Here is a 15,130-nt window from a genome sequence, read left to right on the forward strand (position 1 = left end):
CGTCAAATGCGCTTGTAGGGAGGAGAAGCAATGACCAGTCTGGTGAAAGCGAAGCTGATTGCCCAAGGGGGCGGTGATGATATTGAGTTCATGTTTAACCCGACGGAGCTGGATTTCAGCCGCAGCATGAATCTGAATCGCTCGGATGGTGCCCGCACGGATGAGGGGTTACCAAAGGTGACGTTTGGTTCGCCGGAACCCTATAAGCTCTCGCTGAGCAATCTCACGTTTGATACCTATGAAACGGGCAAGAATGTCTACACGGAATACATCAGCAAGTTTCAGCAAGCGGTTGAGTTTTTGGATGATAAGGAACGCCCGCCGATTTATCTGTTCACCTGGGGCAGCCAGGAGTATCTGCGCTGTTTTGTGCAGTCGCTGAGCTACAAGCTGACGCTGTTTTTGGCGGATGGCACTCCCGTGCGAGCGGTGGTTAATTTATCCTTGGAGGAGATTGGCGAAACGACTTCCAATGGAAATACGAGTACGCCCAGTGGGAATCGCTCTAGCAGTAGTCGCTGGTAGTTGAAAATTGGCAGAGACTCACGATGGAATTTGAGTTTGATGACAATAAAAGCCAGTCCAATAAGCTCAAACACGGAATTGACTTCGTTGAAGCTCAAATCCTGTGGCAAGACAATAATCGCCTTGAAATTCCAGCTCGCACTGTAGATGAACCTCGTTCAATCATCATCGGTAGAATTGAAACAAAGATATGGGCTGCGGTTATAACCAATCGAAACGGAAAAACTCGAATTATTTCGGTGCGGCGGGCACGGCAGAACGAGGTGACACTTTATGAAAGCGGAAGAATTTGACCAAAAGTTTGACGATGGTGAAGAAGACATCATCGCTGATCTAGATTTATCTAAAATGAGACGACCTGCTTATGAGCAACGACCAATTAGCATCGATTTTCCGATCTGGATGATTGAAGCTCTGGATCGAGAGGCAAACCGTCTGGGAGTCAGCCGTCAATCAATTATCAAGGTATGGCTTGCTGAACGATTAGAACAGAGCGTGAGTGGATAACAATGTCAGTTGCCATCACTGAAGCAATTACGACGCTGGCAGAAGCAGAGGAGCGGTTTTCGCTGACTCGCACGGAAGACGATCAGTTTTTTCGGGAGTGGTATACAGATTTGCCTGAGCTGACAGATGCTGAAACGTTAGGGCTGGCTGAGATGCGCCGCCGCTATCTTTATCAGCGATGGTCAAAGACCGGTTCCAAGGAACCAACGCAGGGGCACTTGCTAGAGAGTACCGTGCTGCTGTTGTTTGCGTCGCCACTGTTGACGCTGGCTGGGTTTTACGATCCGCCGTTTCAGTTGAAGGCAGAGGAGTCTGTGCGGTTAACGTTGACCAATCCAGAGGAGGTTTTGCAGGGGCGTTTAGATGTGTTGGTTTTGAAGGAGCAGTTTTGGGTGGTGGTGCTGGAGTCGAAGAAAACAGCGCTGTCGGTTTGGTCTGTTTTGCCGCAAACGCTGGCCTATTTAACGGGGAATCCTCATCCTGAGAAACCTAGCTTTGCGCTGATGACGAACGGAGATGATTCGGTGTTTGTCAAGCTGGAGCAAGGGGAGGCAAGACAGTACAATTTCTCTCGCAGTTTTGCAGCCTTGGCCTCTGAGCAGGAACTGCATATGGTTCTACAAGTTCTAAAACGGCTCAGTCAAACGGTGGCTTAAGGTAACGTTTACTAGGAATTTTGTCTACAGAGCCAATACAAATTGCTTAAGAGAACTGAAATATCTTCTATAAAGTTAAGTTGAAGTGCAAAGCTCAATTTAAAGGATTGAAAATCGCCTTTTTACCTCTACACTCGGTTAGAAGCAAACAGAATATAATTATATCTCAAGAATAATGTTTATCGCATTTCGATACATCTAGATGAAAATTGTCAGTACAGATAAAAAGGCTGTAAGAGAACTAATAAAACAAAACAAGAAAAATGGGTTTTATGTTTATATTTTAATTCGACCAGATACAAATGATATTTTTTATGTAGGCAAGGGCAAACAATATAGATTATTTGCACATGAACAAGAAGCATTGCGACAAGAGGAAATAAATTCTTATAAGGTAAATATAATAAGAAAAATATTGAACCAAGGAAACCAAATTATTTATGGGATAGTTGATTTCTATATGGAGGAGGAGGATGCATTAGATCAAGAATGCAAACTCATAAAGGAAATAGGTCGATCTAATTTGGGTTCCGGCACTCTGACGAATCTTACAGATGGTGGAGATGGTTTCACAGGTTGGATGGATTTCGCAAAACATTCACGATCAGGAAGACCTTTAAGCAGAGAAGCTGGAAATCTAGACATCATGATGGAGAGAACAGAGGGGTTTTCAGAGGAGCAAGCTATTCTTTACCTCAAAGAAATTGGAATGGATGATGGTGAACCATGCTATGAATTATCTGAAGAGCCTCCCGAAGAGCTAAAGTGGATAGGCAAAAATTTTTGGAAAAAGCTTAGAACAGGATATGGAGCTAAAGACTACTTATATGACTATCTGTATGGAGAACTTAAAGATGTAATTTTCCAAAAAATAAATTTAGTCGAAAAGATAGATAATACTTTATTTCGAAGAGAAGATGAATTTTCCTGTATTATTAGACTGTTTTTAAGAGAAAAAAGCTGGATTAGTAAATCTGATATAGTTGATGTCCTTCTTGATTACATAGTTAAATTTAAGAATCTTGATAGGAAGGAAGCTGAAAGGATAGCTACTTACTTTTTAGAAGAATTAAGTAGATTGAACAAGATTGACAAAGAAGGCCAAAAGTTTAAGTGGAAGACAGAAAAGAAAGTATTTCAAGTTCAATGCGCTGACTTAAAGCCTTCCGAAATCATTGAGAAAATTGAGATCTTTTCGAAAGGCAATAAGAACATTTATGCCGCTTTTTTAGATCAGGAATACTCAGTGATAAAGGATTTCACCTTTTTCCCTCATCACTTTCGAAGCGGACTCAAAATCTTCTTCAGGCAGACAATTGTATTAACGATAAATACATACGATGTTTCGCATCTAAAAATAAGCAGCCTCTAATCGCGATCGCAGATCTCCTAGACAAGGAAGCCTAGCAGCTTTGCTCTGATGCGATTCTAGTTTTCTCAGGTTAAGTGCGATCTCACTTTTGAAAGCGCCGTACATCAAGTGGCACGATCGCAGATTTGGATGTGCATCAAGCGGCGCGATCGCAGATCTCCTAGATAAGGAAACCTAGCCGCTTTGCTTTGGTGTGATTCTAGTTTTCTTAGGTTAAGTGAGATCGCACATTTGAAAGTGCCGTGCATCAAGTGGCGCGATCGCAGATTTGAGAGTGCGATCGCAGAAAACTATCTTGCTATGATCAGGTCATCCCAACGGTTCCTAACTTCAGCCATGACCACACTTCTCAAGCCCTCGACCCTGATCCCAAAGGGATTGCGAGTTCAGCAGATCAATAACCTGCCCCTTTTTAAGTTCACCGATGAATTGGGTGAGCGGATGCAAATACTGCTGGATAAGAAGAAAGCAAATGATCTGACTCCAGATGAAGCCCTCGAACTAGAAGCGATTGGCGAGCTAGACGAAATTTTCAGCTACATCAACGCTGTCATTGCTGCTAGGGCAAATGGTCATTCCTAAATCGCTTTATGCAGCCATTCGCCAACGCGCCCAGTTTCGATGCGAATACTGTCACTATCCTGAACTGCTCAGTTCTGCTCCCCTCTCCATCGATCACATTCAACCCCAATCTCTTGGCGGTAGCGACGACTTAGACAATCTTGCCTTAGCCTGTCGTCGCTGCAACGAAAGACGTTATAACTTCACAACCGGAATCGATCTAGAAACGAATACTGAAGTTCCGTTGTTCGACCCACGTCAGCAAGAGTGGTCAGAACATTTTGTGTGGTCAGCAAATGCTTTAAAAATCATTGGCACAACCCCATCTGGACGTGCTACCTGTAATCGCCTCGATTTGAATGATGAACGTCGGGAAGAACCATTTATCCAAAATGCTCGACAGCAATGGATGGCTGCTCAGCTACATCCACCTGCCGATGATCCACAGCAATAACAGTGCGATCGCAGATCTACTAGAGAAGGAAACCTAGCAGCTTTGCTCTAATGCGATCCTAGTTTTCTCAGGTTAAGCACGATGATCGCAGTTCAAACTACGAGTCTTGCTCAACTAGCGGCCACAATATCCTCATCCAATCCCAGCCGCTCACACAGCGCCTCAACCGTTTCCGCTTCAACCGTATTCGCTTTAGCCCGATCTAGCGCCTTGAGCAGACGAGCTGCATTCGTGGGTGATTTCAGCAAATGTAGGGTTTCTAGTAAGCTGTTAAACTCCGTCTCAGAAATCAATACTGCGTTTTGCCCATCTTCTTGGGTAATCGTGATTGGCTGCTGTGTCGCAATGGCTTGCTGGCAAAGCTGTTTTAGATTTTTTTGAGCCTCAACTAGTGAAACTAGTTCTCTCATCGTTTTTACCTCTGAGGACACGCCACAGCATTACTTCAATTGTAGTGGTAGCGAGCTTGTAGAAAATTGATTTGTGCATCACTGACCAGATAAACGATCCGATGCTCTTTGCTGAGCCGTCGTGACCAAGCTCCAGACAAATTGTACTTGAGCGGTTCCGGCTTGCCAGTCCCTTCAAATGGATCACGCAGAATTTCCTGCACTAGCTTAATCAGACGTAGCGCCATCTTGCGGTCTGTTTTAACCCAAAACTCCATATCCTCAATAAACTCTGGCTGAAAAACAGCCTCACGTTTGCGCCGACTTGCACCCATCGATCATCGTGCGATCAAAAAAACATGCAGTAATCCTAACTCTGTTAATGGTGATCTAAAATCCCTGCTAGATTTAGCGCGATCGCAGATCTCCTAGATAAGGAAACTTAGCAGCTTTGCTCTGATGCGATCCTAGTTTTCTCAGGTCAGGTGCGATCGCAAATTTGAAGTGCATTAAGCAGTGCGATCGCACTTTTCAAAATCAGTGCAGCGTATAAAACTGCGATCGCACTTAACCCTTCTCTTATCCCTCAACCTGATCGCGATACTCGTCTGCCGAGAGCGCATCATCGAGATCTTCAATATTGTCCACTTTGACCTTGATCAGCCAAGCATCGCCGTAGGGATCATCGGCCAGTTGCTCTGGACTGTCAATTAGCGCTTCGTTGCGCTCTAGTACCGTTCCCGTCACGGGTGAGTTGAGTTCTTCAACCGCTTTTACCGATTCCACATTGCCGAAAGTTTCGCCTTTTTCGACCGTATCGTCTATCTCGGGTAGTTCAAGGAAGACAATATCCCCTAGCTGATCGACGGCAAACGCTGTAATCCCAATAGTGGCAACGTTGTCGTCGCTCAAGCGAACATATTCGTGGGTGTCGAGATATTTTAGATCGCTGGGATAATCAAAAGGCATCGTCAATCCTCACTTTTAGATAGACCGTACAGGGAACACTCATCAAAGACGTTGGAGCTAAGTGCTACTGAGAAAAGCAATATCCGATTCTTGTTTGGTGGGCGTTGTTCACCCAATTGATATTCAGTGCCACTCGACGAAAACGTTGCGTATTCTCCAAACTCTTGCAGAATAACATTTTGGCTGAAATCTAGACCGTATCGTTATGGAACCTCAAAGTATTTAATGTTGTGTCCATATTCCAGGGTCTTTTATATGACCAATGAATCAGATGGACAATGCCCACCCTACGAAGGACGTATCACAAGATACCAGCGGATTCATAAATCTGCCGTAAGACCGACAAGATCTTTTCGCCATATTTCGGATCTGCCGCCCAGCGACCACTGAGCTGGTCAACCAGGGGGGCAATGCCACGGGCCACAAAGCGAAATCTGGGATCAACAATTTCCTGCACTAGGGGAGCGGTACTAGCGTAGGCTTTCAGGTGCTGAACCTGGGCGCGGACACCAACGCGGGCACTGGGGAACGAGGCTCCTTGGGCATTGTTGCCAACTGCGCCTAGTCCGCCAAAGTTGTTCTGAGTAGGCTGCACGGTGCCGCCAAAGGTGAGGAAGCCAGTCTCGACGCACATTTGGGCAAAAGCGATGTCGTAGTTGACGCCTTCAATGGCCGCTTCTTGGCGATAGAGCTTGGGAAGTTCTGGGAAGCGGGTTAAACCCGTAGGATTGCGCGTTTCCAGAAAGACCCGCAGCTGTACCTCAGACGTGTTGCCCGCTCCCATAATTCGATCCACCTGCCCCGGACAAATTTGCAGCACCGATCGCAGCACAACGGTACGAGTTGGGTTTTCCCAACTGACAGAAATGGTGAATTTTCGCAGATCAACGGCTTTGACATAGACGACATTGCCGTAGCGGACGCGGTAAATACTAGGATCGGTGGCGATATTGACGCCAAGCTGATCGACCAGATCAACCGGAATGTAGGAGTTGCCGTTGATGATTAAGCCCTGTTCGGGATAGGTCGCTCCATTGATACGGATGTTGATGCCGGGGTAGACGGTGCCGGGGGGTGGATTGACGGTGGCGAGGGATTGGATGGGGATGGGGGACGGGGGAGTGGCGGGGGAAGTAGTTGAGGCTGTGGCTGTTGGAGCAGGGGTAGGGGTGATGGCAGAGGCTTGATTGTTAACCGCGCGACTCCAGACGGTAAGTCCTTCAGCGATGCCTTGGGCGAGGTCGCGGCGCTGGTTTTGCAGGATAAAGCGATCTTCGGCGTTGCTGAGGGAGCCAACCTGCATCAGCAGCGAGGGAATGACGGTTTGGCGACAAAAGGGCAGACTGCCAAGCGCCGACTGGGTATCGGGTTTAACTCCTTGGCTGGGCAACTGGGGAACTTGGCGCAGCAGGTTGAAGAGGAGAATTTCGGCGTGGCCTTTGCGTTCTTCGTTGTTGGCAATGTGGAAGACGCTGGCCCCCCGCAGCGCCACGTTAGAAAACGAGTCAGCATGGACTTCTAGGGCTACGTCATCAATTCGGCCCCGACCATTGATCCAGGCGATTGTCCCGTCGGTATCGAGGTCGTCCGGTACGGAGAGCACTTCTAAACCCTGCGATCGCAACATCGACACAATCTGATCCCTTAAGAGGATCATTTCCTGTGCTTCTGTGGTGCCACCTGCGATCGCACCCGCGTCATTAACCCCATTTTCCACGCCGCCATGTCCGGCAGACAAAAAGATACGTCCCATGCTTATCCTCAACTCCCCACATAATACGGAATCTGCTAGTAAAACCAATTTTGATTGTGTGTGACCGTCGAGCTTGGCTCGACGGTCACACACAATCAGTTTGGGATTTATCGCTAAATTTCGTATGTGCTTTTGCGTTTAGCGCAAAAAGCACCTAATGGTAGATCAATTTTGCAAAATCTGGGCAAGCCGTCGCATTTTGCAACGATAGGACGCTGCTCTCACCCCCCAGCCCCTCTCCCACAGGGCGAGGGGAGCCGGATCAGAAGCCCCTCTCCAGCGGGAGAGGGATTTAGGGTGAGGGCAATGCAGGATGTTTAGGTTGCGATCGCATAGTCGATCAGTTGCATAATTCGCTGGCGCAGGGTTTCTAGGCCAGTGCGATCGCGGGCGGAGATGAAGGCTGCTTGAGGGTATTCCTCTTTGGCCAGTTCGAGGTCTTCACTGCTGACCTGATCCATTTTGTTGAACACCAGTAGAATCGGCCCCGGAGTGACGGGCATATCGCCTAGAATTTCCATCACGTCACGGATTTGGTTTTGCCAAGCGGGATGGGAAACATCCACCACGTGCAGCAGAGCATCGGCTTCCGTCACCTCCTCCAGCGTGGCCCGGAACGCATCCACCAGCGAGGGCGGCAGTTCGTGGATAAAGCCCACGGTGTCCGTCAGCACCAGCGACGTTTGCTCATGGGTTTCCTCGTCGGTAATTGTCAGCCGTCGCGATGTCGGATCGAGGGTAGCAAAGAGCTGATCGGCGGCGTAGATGTCGGAATTGGTCAGCGCATTCAGCAGCGTGGATTTTCCGGCATTGGTGTAGCCGACCAGCGCAATCGAGGGCACATCCTGATTCTGGCGCTGTTGCCGCATCCGAGATCGATGCGCCTGGAGCTGAGTCACATCCTTTTGTAATCGCGAAATCCGTCGCTGAATGGCTCGCCGCTCGGTTTCCAACTTGGTTTCACCTGGGCCACGGGTGCCGATTCCGCCCCCCAGTCGAGACATCGTGCGACCCCGTCCAGCCAAGCGCGGCATCATATATTCCAACTGGGCCAGCTCCACCTGGAGCTTTCCGGCTCCGGTTTTGGCCCGCTGAGCAAAGATGTCGAGAATCACTTCAGTGCGGTCTACAACCCGGATGCCGATCTGCTGTTCCAGATTTCGCACCTGCGCGGGTGATAAATCGCGGTCAAACACGATCAGGTTTGCCCCTTTAGTCTGGGCGGCGAGGGCAATTTCCTGCACCTTACCCGCACCGACCACCGTTTGGGGATGAGGTCGCGATCGCGACTGACTAACGACGCCAACTACTTCAGCATTAGCCGATTCCACCAGCCGCTCCAGTTCAGCAATCAAATCCTGAAACCGCTGCGGCGTCAGGTCTTGCGTCATCAAGCCTACAATCAGCACCTGATCCTGATCCGGATCAACATGCTGCGCCACATATTCGCGGCGAAATTCTTCTTCTAGACCTTCGGCCAGCGCCAAAAAGTCCTGCTGCGCCACCTCATCCAGATCCAGCGGTGGCGATATCGTCCACTGAGCTTCGGGATGGGGCACGAGGTGAGCTAAGTAGGCTTCTTTCACGTAGCCCGTTGCGCCACCGCCGCGTCGCTCAAAACCTTCTCCAGTCAGCGTTAGCGTCAGCAGCACATCAAGTCGCTGGACGGCCATTGTGGTCAGTGTGGCATCGCTGGGCGGCTCCGTTTTGGTGCGAGTCGTAATACAGCGAATGCCACAGAGCCGCTCCGCACCATAGCGCGGCAGTTCCAGCATGGGAATCTGGGTTTGACGGAGATTACCCACGCCTACGCGGATCACCTGTCCCCGACGGTTGATATAGGCGGAAACAGGCTGGTTCAGGTCGGTACTCACGGCAGCGAGGCGCTGGGCGAATTCTGGCGTGATGATGCGATCGCCCGGTAAGCGCTGCTGGTAGAGTCGCCGCAGTTGCTTGAGTTGGCTCGGCTTTAGTCCTTTTAGGTTGCCGTAGATCGTTTCGATAGGCGTCACCTCACTTGGAGTAAGACTTGAGTGTGTATTCTCACATTTTGCATCAAAACCGAAGACTTCAGGGATCAAAACGGTACGGGTAGCCGTTCTGGAGTAGTCACAACGGGTGATGTTGTTGTCAAGGGATCGTAGCCAAGCTGTTCAGTGATGCGCTGTCTCCCTAATTCCCGATACTGCCAGAAATGTTCTCCTGCCGCACACAATCCGAGATACATATTCAGCATCTGTGGCTTATTCCAGAGGATGATCCAGAGCTGATGCCAAAATTGTTTCCGAATGCCCGGACGGCGAATTCCCTGATGCCAAATGAGTTGACTGACTAATCGTAATCCCCGACTCAGCGGAAACTGCATCATTTGCTTGCGACGCTCCAGCCCGCGAATCTTGAGGCACTGCTGTAAACAACGCCTGAGATAACGTTGGGGATCATACATGCGCCAAACTCCGTCCAGATATTCTCTGGCAATTTCTGCCGTTGGGCGGGTTGGGACAAAATTCATTAAGGTATTCTGGTCGCCAGTTGGATGGCCGTTACCTGCCATTAATCGCTGTTCTTGCTTGAGCCGATCCCATAGAGCCGTATTGGGTAACGCCTGGAGAATACCTAACATCGGCTGCGGAATGCTGGTTTGTTCAACGAAGGTCTGAATGCGATCGCCCGCACCGGATCGCTCTCCATCAAATCCAAGAATGAACCCAGCGTAGATGAGTAAGCCTGCATCATTAATCTTCTGGCAGGCTTCTATGAGGGGATTGCGGGTATTTTGCAGTTTTCGAGTCACTTGCAGGCTATCTTGATCGGGCGTTTCAATCCCCAGAAAGACGGCATAAAAGCCTGCTTCGCTCATCAGTTGAAGTAATTCATCATCTTCGGCCAAATTGACAGAGGCTTCGGTGATAAAACTGAACGGATAGTGATGCTGCTGCATCCAGGGAATCAGTTCTCTCAAAAACCGTTTGACGTTCCGCTGATTGCCGATAAAGTTGTCATCGACAATGAACAGTGAACCACGCCACCCCAAATCGTAGAGGGTTTGCAGTTCTGCTAGGGCTTGACTGGGTTCTTTGGTGCGGGGCTTGCGACCATAGAGAGAAATGATGTCACAAAACTCACAGTTGAACGGACAGCCGCGCGAAAACTGAATGGCCATCATCAAATAAGCCTCTCGCTTGAGTAAATCAAAGCGGGGCATGGGGCTTTGGGTGACGTCGGGTTTCTCACTGGCGCGAAAGATGCCTTCTGTCTGGCCTTGATGCAAAGCCTCAAGAAATAGGGGAACGGTGATCTCCCCTTCATCCAAAATCAAAAACTGTGCCCCAGCATCCAAGGCATCCTGGGGCACAGATGTGGGATAGGGACCACCAACGGCAACGGGTTTACCTAACTGAACGGCTTTGCGAATCAATGCTTGGAAATCGGGCTTTTGCACCAGCATGGCGGACAGGATAACGATGTCACACCACTGCCAGTCTGCTTCTGTTTCATATTCAACGTTGCGATCGCAAAACCGAATGTCCCAATCTGACGGTAAAAGGGCTGCAACCGTAATAATTCCCAACGGAGGAATGGTCGCCTTCAGTCCAGCAATCTCCATGAAGCGATCATAAGACCAAAAAGACTGGGGGAATCGAGGATAAAGCAGTAGGGCTTTCATAAGCTTCCTCATAATATTTTGGCTATGAAATCCAGCAAAAACCTAATTCTGTCAAAGGCTTGCGGTGCGAGCCTTTGACAGAACAAAGTTAGTGTTACCTAGAATTTGATATTCAGAAAAAGTTGGGCCTAGCGTCTGAAGAGGGCTGTGTACAAAAGACTTGTACAAATAGCTGTGTTGATTTGGGTTGAAGTTTTGAAAATATTGCTAATCCAACTTAATGATTCAACGTATAGCTTGATAATTATTTCTGGAAAAACTATCTAAAGGCAGATGTCGCGCCCATCTACCCGATCTGCGATCGCGCTTCACCCCGAAGCATTGTGCGATCGCACCGTGGCCGCAAAGGGAGTTGACCTGGATTCGTTTAAAGATTAAGTTATACAAACTTATCCAAAATCAGTTTTAGATGCTAAAGTGGCTTCAGAGAATAAATATCGGCTGCAGCATTTGTTTTTAGCATTAACGGTTTTTCACGTTTTTCCATTGACAAGCTTCTCTCCGAAATTTCACTCTCCATCCTTGCTATTTTGGAGACAATCCTATGTCAATCTATGTTGGTAACCTGTCCTACGAGGTTACAGATGCTGACCTAACTGCTGTTTTTGCAGAATATGGTTCAGTTAAGCGGGTTCAACTGCCCACCGATCGCGAAACGGGCCGTATGCGCGGCTTTGGCTTTGTAGAAATGGGTTCAGATGCTGAAGAAGCAGCTGCCATTGAAGCCCTAGACGGTGCAGAGTGGATGGGCCGCGATATGAAAGTTAATAAAGCCAAGCCTCGCGAACAGCGCGGTGGCGGCGGTGGTTCTTTCGGTGGCGGCGGTCGTCGCAACAATAGCTATTCCCGCAGCTACTAAATTGTCAGGCTGCATCTTGCTTTAGGCAAAATTAACCATCTTAACTAGGAGAGGCAAGCACATGTGCTTGCCTCTTTTCTTATCGCTTTATTGAATCGTTTTGTTGAAAACCTGCATCGTGAAACTGCCTACTGAGCAGGCAGTTTCACGATGCAAGCTTTTCCTGGGCTTCGCATTACTCGTGAATGCTGCCGTCTGGCATCTTGGTGCCCTTTAGATTAGCGGCATCAAGCTCTGCACCGTTGATTTTTGCCCAACTCAGATCTGCGCCGCGTAAATCAGCCCAGCGTAAGTCCGTCTCCCGGAGGTCAGCCCAGCGTAAATTAGCATGGCGCAAGTTAGCCCGAACTAAGTTCGCGCCTCGTAGGTCAATATAGCTGAGGCTAGCTGAACTAAGATCCACGTTATGAAAATCTCTTTCTCCCGCTGCGTAGAGCATTTGGAGTTCGGTGGTATCCATAGGCATGTGTGGCGATAGGTATACGCTTGTTGGTTGTATAGCAATGTAGCGTCCGCCATTGAAGATTGAGAGTTTTCGAGATGCAGCAGAGCTACTCTCTTAAATTTTAGTCAAACAACCCTTCTACCGTTTGCTGAAACGCAATTAAGGCGTACTGATCTTGCAGTGGTTTCAGTTGATCCATGATTTGGGATGCAACGTCGGCGGAAACAATCGTGGTGATTTCAATATTGGTATTGTAGCCAGCGATATCGCCCATGCGTCTGCCATGACTGCCTGCACCCTTGGCTGGAATGATGGTGTAGCCAGATACGTCTAATGTGGTGAGCATTTTGATCAGTCGATCTTGTAAAACGGCTTCACCAATGATCGTGACCAACGTACCCTGTGTTAATGACGAGGACATAAAATCTCCAAATAATATAGTGAGAGAATATTACTAAACGCTCTGGTCAACATCCTAATTGGCTCAATTATTGGCTCAATTTGACTCAATTAATGATGTAGAGACGATTAGGGTGCAGAGGGTTCTGAGAGTTGACCGACTACGTTGACCGAGTCGGCGTTGAGCTGAACTACGATTGCACTACCTGATCGAGGAACAATGTCGCTCAGAGCGGTAATATTCACTTGATGCGTCACCATCACAATAACACCAGAATCCTGTTGATTCGCCTTTAGATAATCTGTGACTTGAGCGGTTTGAGCATCAGCAGTACTGCGATCGCGGAAAAAGGAGTTCAACGGTGGAAAGGGTTCTACCGCACCAATATCCATCAGTTCTGCCGTCTCTAAACAGCGGCACCACTGGCTAGAGAGAACTTGCTTGACTGGAATGTTGCGATCGCGAAATGCTTGACCGATTGCTCTGGCCTGCTGCCGCCCCTCTTCCGACAGGTTGCGCTGAGTTGAACAGTCACCCAACTGAAAATTTGCTGGATCACCCGTGCCCGGTGCGATCGCATGTCGCAACAGCACAGCATAGGTTTCGTTTTCTGCATCAGCGTTTTGCAGCTTGGCCCAAATCTCTGCCTCTTCCGGTGGAATGCCTGCTTGATCTGCTTGAACCACTAGGATTTCCGGTTCAGCACTGGGTGAGGGTGCAGGACTGACGGTTTCTGGCGTGGCTGAGGCTAGCGGCTCTGGGTTTTCTGGGTTTTGGCTAATGTTTTGATTAGTGGCGCAACTGACGATGAGTAAATTGACAAGCAGACTAAAGCAAATGCCGCTCCATCGTCGAGTTTGAATCTGCATTCGGTCAAGATTCCGCATCAGCATCAGCGGGGCTAAGGATTACTGCATGTTTCTATTTGATAGCACAGTCATAAAATGAGGGCACTGGAGTATTGGCGGGTAATGGATGCCGAAAAGCATTGCCAGATAAGCATTTTGGGGATATTTTTAGGCAAACGGCTATAATTTCTGCTTCTAGTCAAGGCTCCTCGCAATTCATTACCTGTTTAAAGACTAGTACCGAGATGTGCTTGGGGTTACTGATTTTAGGGATGACAGCGATTTTGTTCGAGAACTTGGTATTGGTTAATGCGATCGCATCAGACTATTGAGTTTCTACATAGAATAGTACCTAAGCTGGCAGATTGATGAGGGTTAGCCCAAATGGTACAAGTCCCATCGAAAGCACTGACCTTAGCGGAGTTTTTGCAATTACCGGAAACAAAGCCGGCGAGTGAATACATTGATGGTCAAGTCATTCAGAAACCGATGCCGCAAGGGAAGCACAGTGTCATTCAAGGCGAACTGACGCCTGCCATCAATCGTGCCGTCAAGCCGCAAAGGATTGCACGCGCGTTTCCTGAGCTACGCTGTACCTTTGGAGGTCGTTCAACGGTTCCTGACATTGCTGTTTTTCTCTGGAACCGAATTCCTCGCGATCAGAATGGAGAAGTGGCAAATGTGTTTCCATCTGGGCCCGATTGGACAATTGAAATCTTGTCTCCCGATCAAAGCCAAACCAAAGTCACCAAAAACATTCTCCACTGCCTGAAGCATGAAACTCAGATGGGTTGGCTAATCGATCCAGATGAGCAAACGGTGTTTATCTATCGTCCGAAGCAAGAACCCGAAGTATTGGATATACCAACGGACGTTATCCTTGTGCCATCGTTTGCAAGTCATCTACAGCTTACGATTCAGGGGCTGTTTGCTTGGTTATTAGAGTAAGAAGAGAGATCTACAGTAACGTATTCGTCAAAAATGTCAGATTTAACAGATGCCTTGGAACGAATTCTTATTTATTTAGAGGAACATGAATCGTTAGAGTATGCTCGTTTTGAATCGCTTCAAGAAGGCCTGACCAGAGAAGAAATTGACGATCTTACAGCAGGATTACCCTTTCGTTTGCCTGTAGAAGTTTATGAACTCTACCAGTGGGGAAATGGAGCTTGGGTAGATGAAGAATGGCACGGACAATATTTTATGGGCGAGATATTTCTCCCATTAGAAACAGCAGTTGCAATCTACGAAGCCATAACGCAACCCCTTTCTAAGAAAGACTATGAGCAATATTACTATTTCTCAAGCGGCTACTCAGGTTTAATAGATCTAAATTGGGCTGATGAGTTGATAAACAGCATAGACGAAAGTACATTTGCCTGGGCACGTATTGTATGGCATCCTCGTCTTTTTCCAATTCTTTGGTCTTACGACACGGTTAAAGGATGTCATGCTGTCGTTGTTGATTCGGTACAACAAGATACAAGCCCTATCATCAGTGTTGATTTTGTAGGAGGAAAATATGATGAGTATCCCATTATTTATTCAAACTTGACTAAAATGGTGCAAGCAGAGGCAGAATGCTATGAAGCTGGCTTTCGACAGAAGTCTGATGAGCAACAAGAATCGTCAAAGATTTTGGGAAAGGTTTCAGAAATTCGCCGACAATATCAGGATTATCCTCAGAAATGGTGGTTGGTACCTGATTTCTAGATAAGTATTCCA

Annotated in this window: 19 protein-coding genes; 10 read left to right on the plus strand and 9 right to left on the minus strand. The window is 48.0% G+C overall.

Translation table 11 applies throughout. The annotated features are described in order from the left end of the window. Window positions 1–30 precede the first annotated feature (30 nt). From AC286M_RS07205 to AC286M_RS07235, 7 genes are all read left to right on the plus strand, one after another. Complete coding sequence (locus AC286M_RS07205; protein WP_488203728.1) at window positions 31–525, plus strand: CIS tube protein; 495 nt, start codon at window positions 31–33, stop codon at window positions 523–525. 23 nt (window positions 526–548) lie between these two features. Next, window positions 549–818, plus strand: coding sequence for a BrnT family toxin (locus tag AC286M_RS07210; protein ID WP_488203729.1), 270 nt, complete (start codon window positions 549–551; stop codon window positions 816–818). Beyond that, a complete protein-coding gene (brnA, locus tag AC286M_RS07215; RefSeq protein WP_488203730.1) occupies window positions 799–1,032 on the plus strand; it encodes a type II toxin-antitoxin system BrnA family antitoxin in 234 nt (77 codons plus the stop codon). Before AC286M_RS07210 ends, brnA begins: the two co-directional genes overlap by 20 nt. Window positions 1,033–1,034: 2 nt before the next feature. Next, entirely contained in the window at window positions 1,035–1,688 is a 654-nt protein-coding gene (locus tag AC286M_RS07220; protein WP_488203731.1) for a type I restriction endonuclease subunit R, read from the plus strand. A 202-nt stretch (window positions 1,689–1,890) separates the two neighbouring features. Next, on the plus strand, window positions 1,891–3,060 hold the full coding sequence (locus AC286M_RS07225; protein WP_488203732.1) for a GIY-YIG nuclease family protein: 1,170 nt from the start codon (window positions 1,891–1,893) through the stop codon (window positions 3,058–3,060). A 336-nt stretch (window positions 3,061–3,396) separates the two neighbouring features. Continuing rightward, complete coding sequence (locus tag AC286M_RS07230; protein ID WP_488203733.1) at window positions 3,397–3,642, plus strand: hypothetical protein; 246 nt, start codon at window positions 3,397–3,399, stop codon at window positions 3,640–3,642. Continuing rightward, window positions 3,629–4,075, plus strand: coding sequence for an HNH endonuclease (locus tag AC286M_RS07235; RefSeq protein ID WP_488203734.1), 447 nt, complete (start codon window positions 3,629–3,631; stop codon window positions 4,073–4,075). Before AC286M_RS07230 ends, AC286M_RS07235 begins: the two co-directional genes overlap by 14 nt. A 110-nt stretch (window positions 4,076–4,185) precedes the next feature. Here AC286M_RS07235 and AC286M_RS07240 read toward each other — a convergent pair whose 3' ends face one another. From AC286M_RS07240 to AC286M_RS07265, 6 genes are all read right to left on the minus strand, one after another. Next, window positions 4,186–4,485 carry a type II toxin-antitoxin system Phd/YefM family antitoxin gene (locus AC286M_RS07240; protein ID WP_488203735.1) on the minus strand — a complete coding sequence of 100 codons (300 nt, stop codon included), beginning with the start codon at window positions 4,483–4,485 and terminating at the stop codon, window positions 4,186–4,188. A gap of 35 nt (window positions 4,486–4,520) precedes the next feature. Beyond that, the gene (locus AC286M_RS07245; RefSeq protein WP_488203736.1) at window positions 4,521–4,799 is read right to left on the minus strand and encodes a Txe/YoeB family addiction module toxin; all 279 of its coding nucleotides are present in this window, start codon (window positions 4,797–4,799) and stop codon (window positions 4,521–4,523) included. 244 nt (window positions 4,800–5,043) lie between these two features. Further along, the gene (gene gcvH, locus AC286M_RS07250; RefSeq protein WP_488203737.1) at window positions 5,044–5,433 is read right to left on the minus strand and encodes a glycine cleavage system protein GcvH; all 390 of its coding nucleotides are present in this window, start codon (window positions 5,431–5,433) and stop codon (window positions 5,044–5,046) included. Window positions 5,434–5,734: 301 nt separating this feature from the next. Beyond that, a complete protein-coding gene (locus tag AC286M_RS07255; protein WP_488203738.1) occupies window positions 5,735–7,186 on the minus strand; it encodes an N-acetylmuramoyl-L-alanine amidase family protein in 1,452 nt (483 codons plus the stop codon). Between the two features lie 317 nt (window positions 7,187–7,503). Next, window positions 7,504–9,198 carry a GTPase HflX gene (gene hflX / locus AC286M_RS07260; protein ID WP_488203739.1) on the minus strand — a complete coding sequence of 565 codons (1,695 nt, stop codon included), beginning with the start codon at window positions 9,196–9,198 and terminating at the stop codon, window positions 7,504–7,506. Window positions 9,199–9,263: 65 nt separating this feature from the next. Then, on the minus strand, window positions 9,264–10,853 hold the full coding sequence (locus AC286M_RS07265) for a B12-binding domain-containing radical SAM protein (RefSeq protein ID WP_488203740.1): 1,590 nt from the start codon (window positions 10,851–10,853) through the stop codon (window positions 9,264–9,266). Window positions 10,854–11,397: 544 nt separating this feature from the next. On the opposite strand from AC286M_RS07265, the gene rbp reads away from it, so the two are divergent. After that, entirely contained in the window at window positions 11,398–11,712 is a 315-nt protein-coding gene (gene rbp / locus AC286M_RS07270; protein ID WP_488203741.1) for an RNA-binding regulator, read from the plus strand. Window positions 11,713–11,887: 175 nt separating this feature from the next. Here rbp and AC286M_RS07275 read toward each other — a convergent pair whose 3' ends face one another. The 3 genes from AC286M_RS07275 to AC286M_RS07285 form a co-directional block, all read right to left on the minus strand. Continuing rightward, a complete protein-coding gene (locus AC286M_RS07275; RefSeq protein WP_488203742.1) occupies window positions 11,888–12,172 on the minus strand; it encodes a pentapeptide repeat-containing protein in 285 nt (94 codons plus the stop codon). A gap of 106 nt (window positions 12,173–12,278) precedes the next feature. Beyond that, the gene (locus tag AC286M_RS07280; protein ID WP_488203743.1) at window positions 12,279–12,578 is read right to left on the minus strand and encodes a P-II family nitrogen regulator; all 300 of its coding nucleotides are present in this window, start codon (window positions 12,576–12,578) and stop codon (window positions 12,279–12,281) included. Between the two features lie 107 nt (window positions 12,579–12,685). Beyond that, window positions 12,686–13,426 carry a histidine phosphatase family protein gene (locus AC286M_RS07285; RefSeq protein WP_488203744.1) on the minus strand — a complete coding sequence of 247 codons (741 nt, stop codon included), beginning with the start codon at window positions 13,424–13,426 and terminating at the stop codon, window positions 12,686–12,688. A 363-nt stretch (window positions 13,427–13,789) separates the two neighbouring features. Between AC286M_RS07285 and AC286M_RS07290 the strand changes: the two genes are divergently transcribed. Together AC286M_RS07290 and AC286M_RS07295 are read left to right on the plus strand one after the other, a co-directional pair. After that, window positions 13,790–14,353: a Uma2 family endonuclease gene (locus tag AC286M_RS07290; RefSeq protein WP_488203745.1), complete on the plus strand. Its 564-nt coding sequence runs from the start codon at window positions 13,790–13,792 to the stop codon at window positions 14,351–14,353. A 33-nt stretch (window positions 14,354–14,386) separates the two neighbouring features. After that, on the plus strand, window positions 14,387–15,118 hold the full coding sequence (locus tag AC286M_RS07295) for an SMI1/KNR4 family protein (protein ID WP_488203746.1): 732 nt from the start codon (window positions 14,387–14,389) through the stop codon (window positions 15,116–15,118). The last annotated feature ends 12 nt before the right edge of the window (window positions 15,119–15,130 follow it).

This window comes from Thainema salinarum CENA647 (assembly GCF_057732415.1).

Bases quoted from the DNA above. Each gene is read 5' to 3' on its own strand.
- AC286M_RS07230 (WP_488203733.1), top strand. From the start codon at position 3,397: ATGACCACACTTCTCAAGCCCTCGACCCTGATCCCAAAGGGATTGCGA.
- AC286M_RS07295 (WP_488203746.1), top strand. From the start codon at position 14,387: ATGTCAGATTTAACAGATGCCTTGGAACGAATTCTTATTTATTTAGAG.
- gcvH (WP_488203737.1), bottom strand. From the start codon at position 5,433: ATGCCTTTTGATTATCCCAGCGATCTAAAATATCTCGACACCCACGAA.
- AC286M_RS07245 (WP_488203736.1), bottom strand. From the start codon at position 4,799: ATGGGTGCAAGTCGGCGCAAACGTGAGGCTGTTTTTCAGCCAGAGTTT.
- AC286M_RS07285 (WP_488203744.1), bottom strand. From the start codon at position 13,426: ATGCAGATTCAAACTCGACGATGGAGCGGCATTTGCTTTAGTCTGCTT.
- AC286M_RS07280 (WP_488203743.1), bottom strand. From the start codon at position 12,578: ATGTCCTCGTCATTAACACAGGGTACGTTGGTCACGATCATTGGTGAA.
- rbp (WP_488203741.1), top strand. From the start codon at position 11,398: ATGTCAATCTATGTTGGTAACCTGTCCTACGAGGTTACAGATGCTGAC.
- brnA (WP_488203730.1), top strand. From the start codon at position 799: ATGAAAGCGGAAGAATTTGACCAAAAGTTTGACGATGGTGAAGAAGAC.
- AC286M_RS07255 (WP_488203738.1), bottom strand. From the start codon at position 7,186: ATGGGACGTATCTTTTTGTCTGCCGGACATGGCGGCGTGGAAAATGGG.
- AC286M_RS07275 (WP_488203742.1), bottom strand. From the start codon at position 12,172: ATGGATACCACCGAACTCCAAATGCTCTACGCAGCGGGAGAAAGAGAT.
- AC286M_RS07205 (WP_488203728.1), top strand. From the start codon at position 31: ATGACCAGTCTGGTGAAAGCGAAGCTGATTGCCCAAGGGGGCGGTGAT.
- AC286M_RS07240 (WP_488203735.1), bottom strand. From the start codon at position 4,485: ATGAGAGAACTAGTTTCACTAGTTGAGGCTCAAAAAAATCTAAAACAG.
- AC286M_RS07220 (WP_488203731.1), top strand. From the start codon at position 1,035: ATGTCAGTTGCCATCACTGAAGCAATTACGACGCTGGCAGAAGCAGAG.
- AC286M_RS07210 (WP_488203729.1), top strand. From the start codon at position 549: ATGGAATTTGAGTTTGATGACAATAAAAGCCAGTCCAATAAGCTCAAA.
- AC286M_RS07265 (WP_488203740.1), bottom strand. From the start codon at position 10,853: ATGAAAGCCCTACTGCTTTATCCTCGATTCCCCCAGTCTTTTTGGTCT.
- AC286M_RS07290 (WP_488203745.1), top strand. From the start codon at position 13,790: ATGGTACAAGTCCCATCGAAAGCACTGACCTTAGCGGAGTTTTTGCAA.
- AC286M_RS07225 (WP_488203732.1), top strand. From the start codon at position 1,891: ATGAAAATTGTCAGTACAGATAAAAAGGCTGTAAGAGAACTAATAAAA.
- AC286M_RS07235 (WP_488203734.1), top strand. From the start codon at position 3,629: ATGGTCATTCCTAAATCGCTTTATGCAGCCATTCGCCAACGCGCCCAG.